Raw genomic sequence first — 17,978 nt, 5'->3', positions numbered from 1 at the left:
TTGTTGCCCGCGTCAACGGCGAGCTGAAGGACCTGGACCAGGAGCTGCCCGAGGGCGCCGAGATCGAGGGCGTCACCATCGATTCCCCGGACGGCCTGGACGTCCTCCGCCACTCCACCGCCCACGTCATGGCCCAGGCCGTGCAGCAGCTGCGCCCGGACGCCAAGCTGGGCATCGGCCCGTACATCACCGACGGCTTCTACTTCGACTTCGACGTGGCCGAGCCGTTCACCCCCGAGGACCTCAAGACCCTCGAGAAGATGATGCTCAAGATCGTCAACCAGAACCAGAAGTTCGTCCGTCGGGTGGTCAGCGAGGACGAAGCCCGCGAGGCCATGAAGAACGAGCCCTACAAGCTCGAACTCCTGGGCAAGAAGTACAATGCCGCCGAAGCCGGTGAGGGCGTCAACGTGGAGGTCGGCGCAGGCGACATCACAATCTACGACAATGTGGAGCGCAAGGAGGGGACCACCGTCTGGTGCGACCTCTGCCGCGGCCCGCACCTGCCGAACACCAAGCTCATCTCCAACGCGTTCGCCCTCACCCGGTCATCCTCCGCGTATTGGCTGGGCAACCAGAAGAACCAGCAGCTGCAGCGCATCTACGGCACCGCCTGGCCCACCAAGGACGCGCTCAAGTCCTACCAGGAGCGCATCGCGGAGGCTGAGCGGCGCGACCACCGCAAGCTCGGCGTTGAACTTGACCTGTTCTCCTTCCCCGACGAGCTGGGCTCCGGCCTGCCGGTGTTCCACCCCAAGGGCGGCATCATCCGCAAGGAGATGGAGGACTACTCCCGCCAGCGCCACGTCGACGCCGGCTACGAGTTCGTCTACACCCCGCATATCACCAAGGGACACCTCTACGAAGTCTCCGGTCACCTGGACTGGTACAAGGAAGGCATGTTCCCGCCCATGCGCGTGGATGAGGAACTTAACGCAGACGGTACAGTTCGCAAGCCTGCCCAGGACTACTACCTCAAGCCGATGAACTGCCCCATGCACAACCTGATCTTCCGCTCCCGCGGACGCTCATACCGCGAACTGCCGCTGCGCCTGTTCGAATTCGGTTCGGTCTACCGCTACGAGAAGTCCGGCGTGGTCCACGGGCTCACCCGCGTGCGCGGCATGACCCAGGACGACGCCCACATCTACTGCACCAAGGAGCAGATGAAGGACGAGCTGACCGAAACGCTGAACTTCGTGCTGGGTCTGCTCAAGGACTACGGGCTGGATGACTTCTACCTGGAGCTCTCCACCAAGAACCCGGAGAAGTTTGTTGGCGAGGACGCCATCTGGGACGAAGCCACCCGCACCCTCGCCGAGGTCGCCGAGGCCTCGGGACTGGAACTCGTCCCGGATCCGGGAGGAGCCGCGTTCTACGGACCGAAGATCTCCGTCCAGGCCAAGGACGCGCTGGGCCGCACCTGGCAGATGTCCACCATCCAGCTGGACTTCAACCTGCCCGAGCGCTTTGAGCTCGAGTACCAGGCAGCCGACGGCACCCGCCAGCGCCCGGTGATGATCCACCGCGCGCTCTTCGGCTCCGTCGAGCGCTTCATGGGCGTGCTCACCGAGCACTACGCCGGTGCCTTCCCGGCATGGCTTTCCCCGGTCCAGGTCGTGGGCATCCCGGTCGCCGAGGCCTTCAACGAGTACATGTTCGATGTCATCGACAAGCTCAAGGCCGCCGGCATCCGCGCCGAGGCAGATATCTCCTCGGATCGTTTCCCGAAGAAGATCCGCACCGCTTCCAAGGACAAGATCCCGTTTGTGCTCATCGCCGGTGGCGAAGACGCAGAGGCCGGGGCGGTGTCCTTCCGCTTCCGCGACGGCAGCACCGACAACGGCGTACCGGTGGACGAAGCGGTGGCCCGCATCGTTGCCGCCGTGAAGAACCGGGAAGCCTAAGGGCATGGGGGAGTCCACGAAAGTGCGCGAGGCCCGGAATCCGGGCGGGGCATCGCAGGAGGCGGCCGACGCCGAAATCACCGACGACTTTGAAATCGCCGGTGTGCCGGATTCGTTCCAGCGGCTGTGGACTCCCTACCGGATGGCCTACATCAAGTCCGGCCAGAACCACGTCAAGGACGAGGAAAACTGCCCGTTCTGCGCCGGCCCGACCCGTAGCGACGAGGATTCGCTGATCATCCACCGCGGCAAGACCGCCTACGTGATCCTGAACCTCTTCCCCTACAATCCGGGCCACCTGCTCATCTGCCCGTACCGGCACGTTCCGGACTACACAGACATCACCGAGGAGGAAACCGCGGAAATGGCGGCACTGGCCCAAAAGGCCATGCGCGTGCTGCGCCATGTCTCGCGCCCCACCGGATTCAACCTGGGCATGAACCAAGGGGTCACCGGGGGAGCGGGCATCGCCGCGCACCTGCACCAGCACGTGGTTCCGCGCTGGGCCGGGGACGGAAACTTCTTCCCGATCATTGCCGAAACCAAGGCCATCCCTGCCACCCTCAACGACATCCGCAAGGACCTGACCGCGGGCTGGCTTGAAATCGACTAAAAGCGAATAGAAATCCATGAATTGACCGTCGTGCATTTGCCCGGCGGTCAATTCGTTTAAGTCCCTCCGGTATTCATGGACTTGAGGGGTGCACCAAGGAGCGCGTGCATGCCTTGTTGGCTGCTCTTGTCGGCTCGTAGGGAAGTGCGCTTCCATGGAATCAGCCGATGGAAGCTTCCCGAGACCGCTCGGGCACACGTGCATCATCAAAGAGTATCCAGAAGGGACTGTTGCGCCCGGCGGGTTTCCTGTGCCCTACGCTGAAAACCCTATGATCCAGCGGCATGGGGTGCTTTGCTGGTAGGTGGGTGGCATCCATAATCTAGAAGACTTGTCTACCGGTTTTGAATTGTGACGACATGCCCGAGGTCTTTGTTACGTCCTCGTCCTACGATGATTCGCATACTGCTCACCTTATTGAAAGGAAACAAAGGTGTCTGAAAACGAAGGCGTCTCAACCCCGGCAACTACCGTAGGTAGCGACCGCGTCAAGCGCGGCATGGCGGAAATGCTCAAGGGCGGCGTCATCATGGATGTTGTCACTGCCGAACAGGCCCGGATCGCCGAAGACGCAGGTGCCGTCGCCGTCATGGCGCTCGAGCGCGTCCCGGCCGACATTCGCGCACAGGGTGGCGTTTCGCGCATGAGCGACCCTGACATGATTGACAGCATCATCGCTGCGGTTTCCATTCCGGTAATGGCCAAGGCCCGCATCGGCCACTTCGTCGAGGCACAGATCCTTCAGTCCCTGGGCGTCGACTACATCGACGAGTCCGAGGTCCTGTCCCCGGCCGACTACGAGCACCACATCGACAAGTGGCCCTTCAAGGTCCCGTTCGTCTGCGGCGCCACCAACCTCGGTGAGGCGCTGCGCCGCATCAACGAGGGTGCTGCCATGATCCGCTCCAAGGGCGAGGCCGGAACGGGCGACGTTTCCAACGCCACCGGGCACATGCGCAAGATCCGCGCCGAGATCGCCAAGCTGGCGGCCCTGCCCAAGGACGAGCTCTACGTGGCCGCCAAGGAACTGCAGGCCCCATACGAACTGGTCAAGGAAATCGCGGCCACCGGCAAGCTGCCGGTCGTGCTCTTCACCGCCGGCGGCATCGCCACCCCTGCCGACGCGGCCATGATGATGCAACTCGGCGCCGACGGCGTGTTCGTGGGCTCGGGCATCTTCAAGTCCGGCAACCCGGCACAGCGTGCCGCCGCCGTGGTCAAGGCCACCACCTTCTACAACGACCCTGACGAGCTGGCCAAGATCTCCCGCGGCCTGGGCGAGGCCATGGTCGGCATCAATGTCGCCGACATCCCGGCGCCGCACCGCCTGGCCGAGCGCGGCTGGTAACACCTGACGCTCACCCGCTTCTTCCGCGTGCAGGAGCGCCAAAGGTGAGCCGCGACCGCCCTTCGCCCACGCGGTGGGCGGTCGATTCATCCCGGACCACGGCACCGGGGCCCATTGGACTATTCCATCGGGCCCCGGTGCCGTTCTCTTTGTCAATGCCTCGAATATCGCACTGTCACGGAGCGGAGCGCCGTCGACGCATGGTCCGCTGCACCTGCTTCATACTCCGTGGCTGCCTGAGCGGCGGCGCGCCTTGGGCGGCCCAGCACACGTCACCTAAGTTACCCGTCCTTCGAACCTGGGAATCCCCTTGGCCGTCCGACGGGGGGCTTGCCAGTGTTTGTACTTGCCCGTGCCTCGCTCCGGGACGTGATCGCCGGGGCGAAGTTCGGCTAGGTTCCCCTCAACGCATCGCCACCTTTGAGGCTGTGTTGGGAGAGGGCCTGGCCTGCATGGGAGGTTTGGGTGCCCATGCGAAACTTGAGCACGCTGTCACCCCCGCCGCGAGGGAAACGAGCTGTTGACTCGGACCTCAATGGCAGTCGATCTCCGAGTAAGGAAGGCCGATGGTTGGTGGCGTCGACTCACTGAACATCGGGGTCCCGATGGCGGTCGCCCTGTACATGACACGGTAATGATCGGTGTCTCGTCGACGGCGGCGAGGCCTCCAGGCAGAATTGGTAATAGCTCCCGCTTCCATCCAATGCTGGTCCCTGCTGTCGGCGCCAACCATGCCCCCGGGTAGTGAAGAGTGCGTGGTGGGGTGCGGAAGCTCAGACGGGTTGTTACCGTCGGGTCACCAATGTCGAACCGACGACCACAAGGTGTTTGTACATGGTTTGGTGTTTCTCGGTTTATTCAATAGGGTGGGGTTAATTGTTGCCGTTTTGTGAAGGGGTGTGGCCTGTCGCGGGTGTTGTCGACCGAGCAGGCGAAGGGTGCGATTGCGCAGGTGCGGGGCCTCGTTAACGGGGGGTCTGGCGGACCGGATCTCGGCATTGCACGGGCAGGTCAGGACTCTGTCGGATCCGAACGCGTGCGACGAGTCGTTGGCGGCGCGGTTCCGCGGGTGGACGTGGCCTGGGACCGAGGCCGCGCTGGACAATGCGAAGCAGGAGCCTGGAGGGCTGCGCGTGCAGGTGCGGAAGGTCAGCCAGGACATCTTCTCCGCAGGCGGCGGGGTGTAGCCGCGCTGTTGGTGTTCTTGGACCGGTTTGTTGTTGGATTGCGGGGTTTGCGTGGACTTTGAAGACGGTGCAGCTGATCAGCTGATTGCCGCATGCGATGAGGCGGTTGCCGTGTTGGAGAGGCAGCGTGGGCCGCGGGCGTCGGTGGCGGGTGAGGCGTTGTCCGAGTTTGGTGGGCCGTTCGCCGAGTCGTTCCGGCGGAATGCTGCTGCGCAGTCGCGGCTACAGCAGGCCTAACCTTGGAAGTATCTTGCCTGATGGGAATCCAATTGAGGACCACTCTCTCATCACGACCAACAGCCAAGACAATTAGAAGTTGCTCAAAGAGGCGGAAAAGGTTGTGGAGAAATGATCCGAACACGACTCGTAGCCATCGCTGTGGTGGTACTGATGATAAGTCTCAGCGGGTGCATGGCAAGTGATCGCTCTGGCGATGTAACCAGCTCGACGACAACGGAGAAGGGAGAAGCTGTGGAGAGCGAGTTGACGTGGCAGAAAGCCAAGGCGCAATCGCAGGCCATGGAACTGGAAATCGCCAATCTGATTCCCGAAGACAACGTGGTCAAGATTGAGCAGAAAGCCACCGGTATCCTGTTCGAATGCGGTGAGGCCCAACATCGATGGAAAGGTTCAGCCGCAGTCACTTTGAGTGCGGGGACCGATCCGGAGCCTATCGTCAGGGCGATTGAAGCCCATTTCCAGGACAGCCGCTTCAATCTAAAGACAGGGCCCGATATCGTGGGGGACTATCGCGTGCAGCTACGCTCACCTGACACGTCGGAAAATTACATCATCGTCAAGGATGGTCCGGGAGAGGTCCGAATCGCATCCGGTTCGCCCTGCTTCGCGCTGCCTGAGGGTGTTTATCCGGGTGGCGACTTCTAGGTTTCGGAGCCACTGATGGGCGTGAGGCTGCCGGCACCGGGCAGGTGACGCGGCTGACGCAGGTGCGGGGCAGGTTCCTCGAGGTCGACTATGCCGACGGGCTTGTCGCCGTGGTGAGGGCCTCGGACGGGCGGCGCGTCGAGTACGGATATGACTCCGCCGGAAGGCTGACGCGCGTGGCCACGGAGCTGGGCGCACGCACGTACCGATGGAACGAGCAGGGACTGCTAGATGCCGTGGTTTCGGCCGCGGGAGTCCTTGAGGCCGAGAACACCAACGACGAGCACGGCAGGGTTGCCCTGCAGGTGACCCAGCACGGGCGCAGGACACGCTTCGCGTACCTGCCCGGCCGCGTCACGGTCGTCTCGGACGAGGACGGGTCGCGTTCGAACGCGTGGATCGCCGACTCCAGGGGCAGGTTGGTCGGCGTACTGGACAGCGATGACCGGCGCCAGTCCATGGCATATGACGCCCACGGGAACCTCGTCTCCTTCACGGAGCGCGACGGGTCGGTCACGGTCCACGCCTACGACGAGCGGGGCCGGCGGATCCGGACCGTGACTCCGGAGGGCGCCGACCTCACCTACGGGTGGGACGAACAGGACCGGATCACCACCCTGGTGACGGCATCCGGGGCCGTGGTGGCCCACGAATATGCCGATGATGACTCCCGCGATCCTTCGGCGATTGTCGACCCGTTGGGCGGGCGCACCGAGCTTGACTGGCGCAACGGCCTGCTGGACCGGGTCATCGACCCGGTCGGGGTTGAGATCGGCTTCGAATACGACGGGTTCGGCGACCTCATGGCGACCCGCAACGCGGACGGCGATGTCGCGCGGATCGTTCGCGACCGCGCGGGCCGTCCCGTCACGGCGACCAGCCCCTCGGGCGCGCAGACCCGGTTCGCCTACGACGCATCGGGGCCCTGGTGCGGCGCGAGAACCCGGACGGCGGCGTCTGGGCCTTTGAACACGACCGGGCGGGGCGGATCACCGCGTCCGTCGCCCCCGATGGCGGGCGGACCGAGCTAGAATACGCTGCCAACGGCGAGCTGGCCCGGACGGTGGACCCACTGGGACGCAGTGTCGAGCGGATCTTCGATGAGCTGGGCAACGTGACCGGCACGGTGTTGCCGGACGGTGCCCGGTGGGGCTTTGTCCACGACGACCTTTCCAGGCTGGTCGGCATCAAGGATCCAGCAGGCCATGACTGGCTGCGGGAGTACGTCTCGGTCGGCAACCTGAGTGCCGTCGTTGACCCGACGGGCGTCCGCACCGATTCCGGCACGGACCGCAAGACCGGCACGGCGACGCTGACGGAGGCGTTTGCCTCCTCGACCATTCGCTTTGACGAGTATGGCCGCCCCCTGCGCGTGGAGGCCGAGGACGGCTCAGCGGAGCTTATCTCCTATGACGCGGCGGGGAACCCGGTCGAGCCCGTCGATGGCGAGGGTGGGCTGAAGGTGTTGGGCCGCGACGTTGCCGGGAAGATCACGTCGGTGACCTCCCCGACGGGCGCGGTGACCCGATACGAGTACGATGCGTGTGGTCGGCCGTGGCGGACCACTGACCCTCTGGGTGCGGTCACCAAGGTGGCGTACAACGCCGACCAGCGCGTCGCCGCCCGCACGTTGCCCACCGGTGAGGTGGAGAGGTTCGAGTACGATCCGTGCGGACGTCTTTTGCTGCACCGCAATCCCGGGCGGGGCGTGTCCCGGTACGCGTACTACAAGGCCGGGCGGCTGACGTTTTCGCAGGATGCCTGGCACGGCACGCGCCGGTTCAGGTACAACGCGGCGGGGGAGCTGACCGAGACCGTCAACGGTGTGGGCGGGCGGACCCGCTTCGAGTACGACGTTCGCGGGCGTTTGGTGCGGGTCACGGATCCCGTGGGCGGGGTGGTGACGCGCACTTATACGGGCACCGATCAGCTGGAGTCAGTGACGGACCCGCTGGGGCGGGTATGCACCGCGACATATGATCCCGCGGGGCGGCTTCTGTCCGGGACGGATCCGGATGGGCGCACCACGTCCTGGGCCTACGATGCCGCCGGGCGTGAGGATTCCGTCTCGGTGGACGGGAAGCTGGTTTCCGCCCTCGAGCGCGACCTGGTCCACCGCCGGGTCGTGGTCACCGACTATTCGGGTGCGGACGGGCTGGCGGTCGAGCACGAATTGTCGTTCGACCGGCGGGGCCTGCTGACGGGACGCACCCGCGGTGGTGCGGGCCTGTCCTGGGAGTACTACGCGGATGGGAACCGCGTCCGGTTCACCGACGCCCAGGGGACGGTGACGGCGTACACGCGTGATGCCGCGGGCCAGGTGGTTGCCGTGGAGAACTCGCTGCTGGGCCGGGCGGTGTTCGCCCACGATGCATCGGGGCGGATCACGTGCGCGACGGTGGGGGACCTGGTGCAGGAATGGGTCTACCGGCATGGGTGCCTGTCCGAGCACACCTGGTCCGACCGCAGCGGTGCGGGAGCAACGGATGTGACGCTGATCGGCCGGGATGCCGAGGGCCGGATCACGGGCCTGACGCGTGCCGGGGACGTGACCCGGTACGGGTACGACGGCGCCGGGCAAATGGTCACCGCCGCCACCACGCGGGGTGGCGGCACCGGCGCGGTGTCCGGGTGGGAATATGACGCCGGCGGCCGCCTGGTGCGCGAGAGCACTCCGGACGGTGTGCGGGTGTATGAGTATGACGTTGCGGGGCAGCTGCTGGCGGTGACGGATCCCGACGGTGCCCGGGTCGAGTACGTGTATGACGGATTGAGCCAGCGGACCCGGTTGATCGCCCCGGATGGGTCGTGGACGGAGTATGCCTGGGGTGCCAACGGCTCCCTGGCGGGCACTGTCCTGCGGACCCCGGAGGGCGGTGAGGTCTCCCGGCACAACTTGTGGGTCGATGCCCTGGGTGAGCTGGCCGGCGTTGACGGCGTCGATGTCTGGTGGGATACGGCGAACCCGGTTCCGACGCTGGCCGGGATCGGTGGCGGGCAGGTTCTGTCCCTGCCCGGCGGTGTGACCGGTTTCGGTGATGGGTGGGCGAGCGCCGAGTGGCGTGCGGCCCGGCCGACGGATCAGGTCGATCCGTGGGCTGTCATCGGTGCTCCTTTCGTTTCGGGTGTGACGCCTGGTGCCGAGGGGGCAGCCGGATCCCTGATCCGGAGATTACCCATCGCACCAAAAATTCCAGAAGGGTTAAGCTCACACTCTTTGGCACCTAACATTGCCAGATGGAATGTTGGGGTAAATGAGACTGTTAGCCATGTCGTTGGAGGTGCTGAAGGCATGATAAATCACATTATTCGGCCGGACGCGCCCAACAGATTCCCTGACCTCATGGCCGCTGGTGCGCAAAGGTTCTTTCTCGGATCGGACGGGCCCACGGCAGGAATTCATCGGGCCAGGTGAAGTAATTTGCCTCAAGATAGATTTTGCGAAATGAGGAAAAATGGTCAACTCTTCCAGTCACGGTGAGCGACCAAGTGTGAAGAACAAGATAACGTTCTTCTCGACTTTGGGAATGATCGTACTTCTTGGACTATTCATTATAGTGGGATTGCCTGCATTATTCGCATATGACCGGAATAATCTGGACTCTATAGTGTGCACCGTTACCAGTGTCGAAGAAGAGGTCGGTCCTCGCACGGGATCTTCCATCCTAATCAACACACAAGAGTGTGGCCAACTTAGCTTCTCGGACGGAGTGACATCCGAAAATTGGAAATCCGTGGCAGATAATCTAAAACCTGACAGCCATTATGAGTTTCAAATTGGGAAGATTTCCAAGGCGGCAATGTCAATTGCCGAGTCAATTGGGTGGAGTGTTTCGGTGTGGTCATTTCGGGAACTCTAGCGAGGTTCTTCCCCGCCTCTTGACGAGGCTACATGTCAGCGCAGCACCAGGTGCCGTCCGCGGCCAAGCAGACGCATCCCGTTGGCCTCGAAGAACGGTGCCGACCGCGGGGACGCGGCGGCAATGAGCTCAATGCTTGATTCCTCGTTCAGCCCCAGCGGGTTGACCATGCCGCGTGCCAGCCCGTTAAGCAGGGCCGACCCGATGCCAAGCCGACGGTGCGCAGGCGACACCGCCAGCCCGTGGATGGCCAACTGGCCACCGAATGCCTGCTGGGCAAAGGCACGGCCCACCAGATCACCTTCGAGGGTGCGTGCGGTGGCCTGTTCGACGCGGCGCAACGCCGGGTGGCCGGCGCTGAGGCCCGCGGTGGCCGGATCGCGCCACAGGTTGGCGACTTGGAGCTCCTTCGCATCGGGGCCGACGGCCTCGGGGATGTCCGTGCCCAGGCGCACGCGCCCGTCCCAGGACTCCTCGGGGCCCACCAGTTCCCCGGCATGCCAGGAAATCTGTGCGGCATCGGAGAAGCCGGCAGCCTCCAGCGGGCCCGAGGGCGCACCGGAATTGACCCAAGCCTCCACCCGGCGTGCCCCGAGGCGGGTTCCCTCGGCCAGGCCCGGGCGCAGCCCGGCTTCCTGGGCGTGGGCGGGGAAGAGCAAGACCAGCCGCGCGCGGGCAGGCTGCCAGGCCCACGAGCATCCGTGGGTGGTGAAGAGCTTGCCGCCCGTGGCAATGGCGACCGCCTGGTGCCAGTGGGAGAGCGCCTCCTGGGCAAAACTAATGGTTGTCACGCTTTGATTCCCTTTGCCAGGCCGCGGCGAAGCAGCAGCGGTTCGATCAGTGCCGGGCGGCCGCGGAAGATCTCATAGGACTCCAGCGGGTCCCGTGTGTTGCCGCGCGAGAGCAGCTCGGTGCGGAACCTTTCCCCGTTCTCCCGCTTCGGCCCGCCGTTCTCGGTGAACCATTCAACCGTGTCGGCATCCAGGACCTCCGACCAGATGTAGGAGTAGTACCCGGCGGAGTAGCCGCCGTCAAAGATGTGCTTGAAGTACCCGGTGCGGTAGCGCGAGGGGACCAGGTCCGGGATCAATCCGGCCTCGGTGAGCGCACGCTGCTCGAATGCGAGCGGATCCGCGACCAGTTCGCCGTCGGTGAGCGAGTGCCAGGCCAGGTCAAGGACGGCGGCGGAGAGGTACTCGGTGGTGGCAAATCCCTCGCCCCACAGGGCGGCGACCTCCAGCGTCTCGACCGTGCCCTCGGGCAGCGGCTCCCCGGTGCGGGTGTGAGCCGCATAGCCGGGCAGCACCTCGGCGTGCAGGGCCCACATCTCGTTGACCTGCGAGGGGTACTCGACGAAGTCCCGCGGGACGCTGGTGCCGGACAGCGACGGATAGGCGCCGCTGGAGAAGAGCCCGTGCAGCGCGTGCCCGAACTCGTGGAAAAGTGTGTTGACCTCGTCCAGGCTCAGCAGTGCAGGCTCGCCCGCCGCCGGCTTGGGGATGTTCAGGGTGTTGGTGACCACCGGCAGCTCGCCCAGCAGGGAGGCGGATTCGCGGATGGAGTTCATCCACGCGCCCCCGGCCTTGGTGGGACGAGCGAAGTAGTCGCCCAGGAACAGGCCGAGCGTCGACCCGTCCTCGTTAAAGACCTCCCAGGTGCGCACATCCGGGTGGTAGGTCGGCAAGTCGAAGCGCTCGGTGAAACCCAGCCCGTACAGCCGGGTGGCGGCGGCGAACACGCCGCGCTCGATCACCGCGCCCAGTTCGAAGTATTCGCGAAGCGCCGCAGTGTCCAGGGCGTGGCGTTCGCGCGCCACTGCCGCCGAGTAATAGGCCCAGTCCCAGGGCTCGATTCGCCCGCCCGAGAGCTTTTCCAGCTCTGCGGCCTCGGCGCGGGCATTGGCCACGGCCGGGGGGATGAGTTCGGCCAGCCGGCGGCGCACCGCGTCCAGGTCGGGGGCGGTGGCCTCCTGCAGCACGACGTCAGCATGGGTGTTGTGGCCCAGCAGCCGGGCGCGGGTCGAACGCAGCGACGCCATCCGGGCGGCCAGCTCAAGGGTCCGGTTCTCGCCCTCCAGCCCGCGGTTCAGCGACGCCTCAAAAAGGCGGCGGCGGGAACCGGAACGCTCCAAACGCTCCAGCAAGGGCTGCGAGGTGGGGAGCACCAGGGTCAGGAGGTATCCGTCGGGATGGCCGGCGGCCCGGGCGGCATCCGCGGCCGAGGCCAATTGCCCGTCGCCGAGCCCTGCCAGTTCCGCGGCATCGGCAAAGTGAACGGCTGCCTCGTTCATGGCGCCCAGCAGCCTGCGCGAGTATTCGCTGGACAGATCGGTGATCTCGCTGTTCAGGGCGCGCAGACGTGCCTTGCTTTCGGCATCGAGTTCGGCGCCGGCGGCACGGAAGGTGCCCAGGGTCTCGGAGACCAGGCGGGCATCCTCGCCCGCGAGCCCGTTGGCGTCCAGGGAGGCCAGCCGTGCAAAAAGTTCCTCGTCCAGGTGGATGGCATCCTCGTGCGCCGAGACCAGTGCCTGAAGCTCGGGGTCGATTTCGCGCAACTCGTCGGTGCCGTGCGCCGAGAACACCGTCCAGTACGCCATCAGTGCCCGGCGCAGCAGCGCACCGCTGCGTTCCATGGCCACGAAGGTGTTCTCCAGGGTCGGGGCCGCGGGGTTCTGTGCAATGGCACGGAGCTCCTCCAGCTGCCCGCCCACGCCGTGCCGGACCGCCTCGAGGTAGTGAGGTGCTTCCAGGGCTGAATAATCTGGGAATTCAAACGGCAAGGTGCTTCGCTCAAGCAACGGATTATGCATGGTCTTAACCCTGTCATAAGCCCTCGGCGCTGTCCGTTTCCCGCGCCGCACGCCCCGCGGCAAGGTTAGGCTTTTGGCTATGTCTGATCGATTCGTGCGCGGCCCCGGTGTGCCCAGGGGCGCAGCCATCTGCGCTGCGCTGTTCCTCGTCGCGGCCTTGGGGGCCTGCACCCCAGCGCCCTCGTCGCCGGGACCCTCCGGCGACGCTTCTGCAGCGGCGTCCAGCCTCGCCGAGCCCACGGGACAGGGAGCCACGGGCCTTCCGGCGACCTCCGCTCCGGCGGCAACCACTTCGCCGCCGGAGCCGCGGGACCCGGACTGCGCGGGGGAGGAGTGCATCGAGGTGGCCGTGGCCGGTGACATCCTGCTGCACCCGGCTTTGTGGGACCAGGCGGAGAAGGACGGGAAGGGCGCCATGGACTTCGTGCCGCTACTGAAGGGCATCGCCCCCTACCTGGCCGACGCCGATTTGGCCCTGTGCAACCTGGAAACCCCGGTCGCCGCCCCGAACGGTCCGTTCAAGGGCTACCCGATGTTCAGTGTTCCGCCCTTGATCATCCCCGCTCTGGCGGAAGTCGGCTATGACGGCTGCACCACCGCCAGCAACCACTCAGTGGACGCCGGCGTGGCAGGGGTCAAGCGGACCCTGGATGCGCTCGACGAGGCCGGACTGGTCTCCACCGGTTCCTACCGCAGCGCCGCCGAGGCCGCGAAGCCGTTGGTGGTTGAGGTCGGCAGCGCACGGGTTGCCGTCATAGCCGGCACCTTCTCGCTCAACGGGGTGGCGGAGGACGCCCCGTGGCGGGTGGACGACATCGCCAAGGCCACGCTGGTTTCCCGCGCTAAGGCAGCGCGTGCGGCAGGCGCAGACATCGTGATGGCGGCGCTCCATGACGGGGCCGAATACAGCAGCGCCCCCACCGCCTCCCAGCTCGCGTTGAATCGATCCCTGGCCGACAGCGGGGAATTCGATTTCATCTACTCGCACCACACCCACTCCGTGCTGCCGATCGAAAAGCGCAAGGGCACCTGGATCGTCTATGGCCTGGGAAACTCGGTGGCCAAGCACGCGACCAGGACCGTGTTGAACCAGGAGGGCCTCACGGTCAAGATGCAATTCGTGCGCACCGGGGACAGCTGGCGGCCCGGGGAGCTGGTGTGGACACCGCACATCATGAAGCAGGACCCGCTGCGCTGGTGCGCACTGCCCGCCGCCGACGGGGAACCCTGCACCACCAAGGGGCAGGACGAGGCCTCGCTCAAGCGCACCACCGACACCGTGAACTCCATGGACGCGCGGTCCGAAGGTGCGAAAATGTGGTTGCCGCCACAGCGGTAGGCGCCCGACGCGCCGGAGCGCGTCATGAAAATCTTGCCCGGTTGCCGCGCGGGTTTACGCTGAGCTGTCCACGCGCTGCATCGCGGCGCGCGCGGCACCAACAGTCCAGAGACAGTCAGACAAGAGAGTGATCCACGATGGCGCCACGTATTGGGGTTCTTGCCCTGCAAGGGGATGTACGCGAACACCTGGCCGCACTCGATTCACTGGGCGCGCTGGCGTTGCCGGTGAAGTCCCCGCGCGAGCTGGCAGATCTTGACGGGTTGGTCATTCCCGGCGGCGAGTCAACGGTGATCGACAAGCTCTCGCGCATGTACGGGGTATCCGAGGTGCTCAAGGCCAGGATCGCCGACGGTTTCCCGGTCTACGGCTCGTGTGCCGGAATGATCATGCTGGCCGACACCATCGCGGACCCCACGAAGAACCTCAGGGGCGAACCCCAGCAAAGCTTCGGGGGAATCGACATGGTCGTCAGGCGGAACGCGTTCGGGCGGCAGGTCGACTCCTTCGAGGTGGACCTGGCAATCCGCGGGCTGGAGTCAGTTCCCAGCCAGGACCCGGAGCGGGCGACCGCGCCGGTGCGGGCCGCATTCATCCGTGCGCCATGGGTTCAAAGCGTGGGCGAATCGGTGCAGGTATTGGCCAGGATCCCCGCCGAGAACACGCCCTTGAGCGCGGATGGGCTTCGGGTGGATAGAATTGTTGCAGTACGTTCGGGAAATTTGCTGGCGACCTCCTTCCACCCAGAGGTGGGCGGGGAGCGTCGGATCCACGAACTTTTTATTCAAATGATCAGAGGAGACGCGTAAGCATGTCCGGCCACTCCAAATGGGCTACCACCAAACACAAGAAGGCTATCCTCGACAGCAGGCGTGCCAAGTCCTTCGCCAAGCTGATCAAGAACATCGAGGTTGCTGCCCGCGCGGGCGGTGCCGACATGGCCGGAAACCCGGGCCTTGAACTTGCGGTATCCAAGGCCAAGAAGACCTCGGTGCCCAGCGACAACATCGATCGCGCCATCAAGCGCGGCGCCGGCCTGACCGGCGAGGTCATTGACTACACCGAGATCATTTACGAGGCCCGCGGCCCGCAGGGTTCGGCATTGCTCATTGAGTGCCTGACAGACAACAAGAATCGCGCTGCCTCCGAGGTCCGCCTGGGAATCACCCGCAATGGCGGATCGATTGCCGATCCCGGCTCCGTTGCCTACATGTTCACCCGCAAGGGCGTCGTTGGCCTGCCGAAGAACGGCCTGACCGAGGACGACGTGCTGATGGCGGTGCTCGACGCAGGCGCCGACGAGGTCAAGGAAGCCGGGGAATCCTTCGAGATCCACTCCGACCCCACCGACCTGCGGGCCATTGTTGCGGCTCTCGAGGAAGCCGGCATCGTCTACGAGAGCGACGAAATCGAATTCGTTCCCTCGATGCAGGTGGAGCTGGATGCGGATTCGGCCCGCAAGTTCCTGAAGCTTGCCGACGCGCTCGAGGAACTGGACGACGTCCAGAACGTCTACTCGAACGCCGACATCAGCGCCGAGGTCATGGCAGAACTCGAAGAGGACTAGTCCTCTTCATGCCCTTGAGAGTGGTAGGCGTCGATCCCGGACTGACCCGTTGTGGTCTGGCCGTGGTCGACGTCGAACCCAACCGCCGCGCCACGCTCATCGACGTGCGCGTCGTTGGCACCCCGCCGGGCACCCCGCTGGACCAACGCCTGTTGGCCATCGCCGACGGCATCGATGCATGGCTCGATGAACACAAGCCCGACGTGCTGGCCCTTGAGCGGGTCTTCAGCCAACTCAACGTCAGCACCGTGATGGGCACCGCCCAGGCCTCTGGCGTTGTCATCGTTGCGGCCGCCCGCCGCAACATCCCGGTGGCATTGCACACCCCCACCGAGGTCAAGGCCGCGGTGACCGGATCGGGTGCGGCCAACAAGAATGCAGTTGGCAAGATGGTGGCCAAGATCCTGCGCCTGGACGAGCCTCCCTCGCCGGCCGACGCGGCCGACGCCGCGGCCCTGGCCATCACGCATGGTTGGCGCGGTGCCGCATTCGGAGCTGCAGGCGCCGCGGCCTCCGCCTCGGGCTCACGACCCGCAGGCGGAACATCGGGCCTGACCCCCGCCCAGCGCGCATGGATTGCCGCCGAGGCGAAGGCCCGTTCGGTCAAGGCCCGGTAGCCAATTCGGCGCCTCCACGGGTGCACGCCCTTCGAACCTGTAAGCTGTTCGTAGATATATTCGCATGGCTGGCGTGTTCGACGAACCCCCGCGCGGCCCGGTACCACGGAGGAATTCCCACATGATCAGTACGCTGCGAGGAGTGCCGCAACAGGTCAACCTGAACAATGCGGTCATTGAGGTCGGCGGCTTCGGCATGCTGATCCAAGCCACCCCGCAGACGCTGGCCACCTTGCAGGTGGGCCGCGAGGCGCTGGTCCACACCTCCATGGTGGTTCGTGAGGATTCCATGACGCTCTTCGGCTTTGCCAGCGGGGACGAGCGCGAGGTCTTCGAGGTCCTCACCGGGGTCTCGGGCATCGGCCCGCGCACCGGCCTGGCGATCCTCTCGGTGCACACCCCCGAAGAGGTCCGCATCGCCGCGAGCACCAAGGACGCCAAGGCCTTCACGAAGGTCTCGGGCATCGGGCCCAAGGGAGCCGAGCGCATCGTTCTTGAACTGAACGGAAAACTCGTCCCCACCGGCGCCCCGGTCCCGGCCGGAAGCCCCGCCGCCCCGTCCTGGGAACCGCAGGTCCTCGAGGCGCTGACCGGCTTGGGCTGGACGGAAAAGGACGCGGCCAAGGCCCTTGACGCACTGGCCAAGAACGACCCGCAAATCGTTGCAAGCGGCAGCGTGCCGGAAATCCTTCGGGCGGTGCTGCGCTCCTTGGGGCGCGGGAACCGGCCCGGAAACTAGGAGTAGCACATGACCGAAACCGGTGCCCTGACCAATGCCGGGTCCGAGCCCGAGGCGCGGGTGCTCGAGGCCGCGCTGCGCCCGAAGAACCTGGACGACTTCGTCGGCCAGGCGCGTGTGCGCCAGCAGCTCTCCCTCGTGCTCGAGGCTTCCAAGATCCGTGAACGCACCGCCGACCACGTCCTGCTCTCAGGCCCCCCGGGCCTGGGCAAGACCACGCTGTCGATGATCATTGCCGCCGAGATGAACGCGCCGCTGCGCATCAGCTCGGGCCCGGCCATCCAGCATGCCGGCGACCTGGCGGCGATCCTCTCCTCGCTCACCGAGGGGGAGGTGCTGTTCCTGGACGAGATCCACCGGATGAGCCGCCCCGCCGAGGAAATGCTCTACATGGCCATGGAGGACTTCCGGGTCGACATCATCGTGGGCAAGGGTGCCGGTGCGACTGCGATCCCGCTGGAACTTCCGCCCTTCACCCTGGTCGGCGCCACCACCCGCGCAGGCCTGCTGCCCGGGCCGCTGCGCGACAGGTTCGGCTTCACCGGACACCTGGAGTTCTACAGCGTCGAGGAACTCGAACTGGTGCTGCGCCGCTCGGCGATGATGCTCTCGCTGAAGGTCAACTCCGCGGCGTTCTACGAAATCGCGTCGCGTTCGCGCGGCACCCCGCGCATCGCCAACCGGCTGCTGCGCCGCGTACGCGACTGGGCGCTGGTGAACAGGCTCGAAAGCATCGACGCACGCGCCGCCTCCGCCGCCCTTGACATGTACGAGGTAGACGCCCGCGGACTGGACCGCCTGGACCGTGCCGTGCTCCATGCCCTGTGCACCAAGTTCGGCGGGGGACCGGTTGGCCTGTCGACCTTGGCCATTGCCGTGGGCGAGGAGACCGAGACGGTGGAGACCGTCGCCGAACCGTTCCTGGTCCGGGAGGGTCTGCTCGGGCGCACCCCGCGTGGCCGAATCGCCACCGCGGAGGCCTGGAACCACTTGGGTTTGCGCATGCCCGCCGACGCCGTCTTCGCCGGTCAGGCCGGTTTTGTGCCGGACGAGGACGACGAGGAGTAGGGGTCGACCGACCCCTTGTGGCGACACGGCCCAGGATTC

At 65.5% G+C, this 17,978-nt stretch carries 14 protein-coding genes; 12 read left to right on the top strand and 2 right to left on the bottom strand.

The genetic code is table 11. From position 1 onward, the window contains the following. From thrS to ACLQ7E_RS18935, 6 genes are all read left to right on the top strand, one after another. On the top strand, nt 1-1,907 hold a 1,907-nt coding region (gene thrS, locus ACLQ7E_RS18960; protein ID WP_411734135.1), incomplete at its 5' end, for a threonine--tRNA ligase. Between the two features lie 4 nt (nt 1,908-1,911). Then, nucleotides 1,912-2,520, top strand: a complete 609-nt coding sequence (locus ACLQ7E_RS18955) for an HIT family protein (RefSeq protein WP_411734134.1) — start codon at nt 1,912-1,914, stop codon at nt 2,518-2,520. A gap of 433 nt (nt 2,521-2,953) precedes the next feature. Then, a complete protein-coding gene (pdxS, locus tag ACLQ7E_RS18950) occupies nt 2,954-3,868 on the top strand; it encodes a pyridoxal 5'-phosphate synthase lyase subunit PdxS (protein WP_411734133.1) in 915 nt (304 codons plus the stop codon). Between the two features lie 1,658 nt (nt 3,869-5,526). Beyond that, complete coding sequence (locus ACLQ7E_RS18945) at nt 5,527-5,940, top strand: hypothetical protein (protein ID WP_411734132.1); 414 nt, start codon at nt 5,527-5,529, stop codon at nt 5,938-5,940. A gap of 44 nt (nt 5,941-5,984) precedes the next feature. Beyond that, the gene (locus ACLQ7E_RS18940) at nt 5,985-6,971 is read left to right on the top strand and encodes a hypothetical protein (protein ID WP_411734131.1); all 987 of its coding nucleotides are present in this window, start codon (nt 5,985-5,987) and stop codon (nt 6,969-6,971) included. Continuing rightward, on the top strand, nt 6,869-9,355 hold the full coding sequence (locus tag ACLQ7E_RS18935) for a hypothetical protein (protein ID WP_411734130.1): 2,487 nt from the start codon (nt 6,869-6,871) through the stop codon (nt 9,353-9,355). The genes ACLQ7E_RS18940 and ACLQ7E_RS18935 overlap by 103 nt, the downstream gene beginning before the upstream one ends. 480 nt (nt 9,356-9,835) lie before the next feature. Here the strand turns inward: ACLQ7E_RS18935 and ACLQ7E_RS18930 are convergent, their stop codons facing one another. Both ACLQ7E_RS18930 and ACLQ7E_RS18925 read right to left on the bottom strand, forming a co-directional pair. Then, nucleotides 9,836-10,591, bottom strand: coding sequence for a GNAT family N-acetyltransferase (locus ACLQ7E_RS18930; RefSeq protein WP_411734129.1), 756 nt, complete (start codon nt 10,589-10,591; stop codon nt 9,836-9,838). Next, complete coding sequence (locus ACLQ7E_RS18925) at nt 10,588-12,609, bottom strand: M3 family metallopeptidase (RefSeq protein WP_411734128.1); 2,022 nt, start codon at nt 12,607-12,609, stop codon at nt 10,588-10,590. Before ACLQ7E_RS18925 ends, ACLQ7E_RS18930 begins: the two co-directional genes overlap by 4 nt. A gap of 79 nt (nt 12,610-12,688) precedes the next feature. On the opposite strand from ACLQ7E_RS18925, the gene ACLQ7E_RS18920 reads away from it, so the two are divergent. From ACLQ7E_RS18920 to ruvB, 6 genes are all read left to right on the top strand, one after another. Beyond that, entirely contained in the window at nt 12,689-13,948 is a 1,260-nt protein-coding gene (locus ACLQ7E_RS18920; RefSeq protein WP_411734127.1) for a CapA family protein, read from the top strand. 137 nt (nt 13,949-14,085) lie between these two features. Continuing rightward, nucleotides 14,086-14,757 (top strand): pyridoxal 5'-phosphate synthase glutaminase subunit PdxT, encoded by a 672-nt coding sequence (gene pdxT, locus ACLQ7E_RS18915; protein WP_411734126.1) that lies wholly within the window; start codon nt 14,086-14,088, stop codon nt 14,755-14,757. A 2-nt stretch (nt 14,758-14,759) separates the two neighbouring features. After that, nucleotides 14,760-15,515 (top strand): YebC/PmpR family DNA-binding transcriptional regulator, encoded by a 756-nt coding sequence (locus ACLQ7E_RS18910; protein WP_411734125.1) that lies wholly within the window; start codon nt 14,760-14,762, stop codon nt 15,513-15,515. 8 nt (nt 15,516-15,523) lie between these two features. Continuing rightward, on the top strand, nt 15,524-16,132 hold the full coding sequence (ruvC, locus tag ACLQ7E_RS18905; RefSeq protein WP_411734124.1) for a crossover junction endodeoxyribonuclease RuvC: 609 nt from the start codon (nt 15,524-15,526) through the stop codon (nt 16,130-16,132). Nucleotides 16,133-16,253: 121 nt separating this feature from the next. Further along, the gene (gene ruvA / locus ACLQ7E_RS18900) at nt 16,254-16,871 is read left to right on the top strand and encodes a Holliday junction branch migration protein RuvA (protein WP_411734123.1); all 618 of its coding nucleotides are present in this window, start codon (nt 16,254-16,256) and stop codon (nt 16,869-16,871) included. A gap of 9 nt (nt 16,872-16,880) precedes the next feature. After that, complete coding sequence (gene ruvB / locus ACLQ7E_RS18895; RefSeq protein WP_411734122.1) at nt 16,881-17,939, top strand: Holliday junction branch migration DNA helicase RuvB; 1,059 nt, start codon at nt 16,881-16,883, stop codon at nt 17,937-17,939. The last annotated feature ends 39 nt before the right edge of the window (nt 17,940-17,978 follow it).

The organism is Paeniglutamicibacter sp. (assembly GCF_046714615.1).
Lineage (GTDB): Bacteria > Actinomycetota > Actinomycetes > Actinomycetales > Micrococcaceae > Paeniglutamicibacter.
Note: the sequence above shows the minus strand (reverse complement) of the source record. Positions and strands in the feature narration are given on the sequence as shown.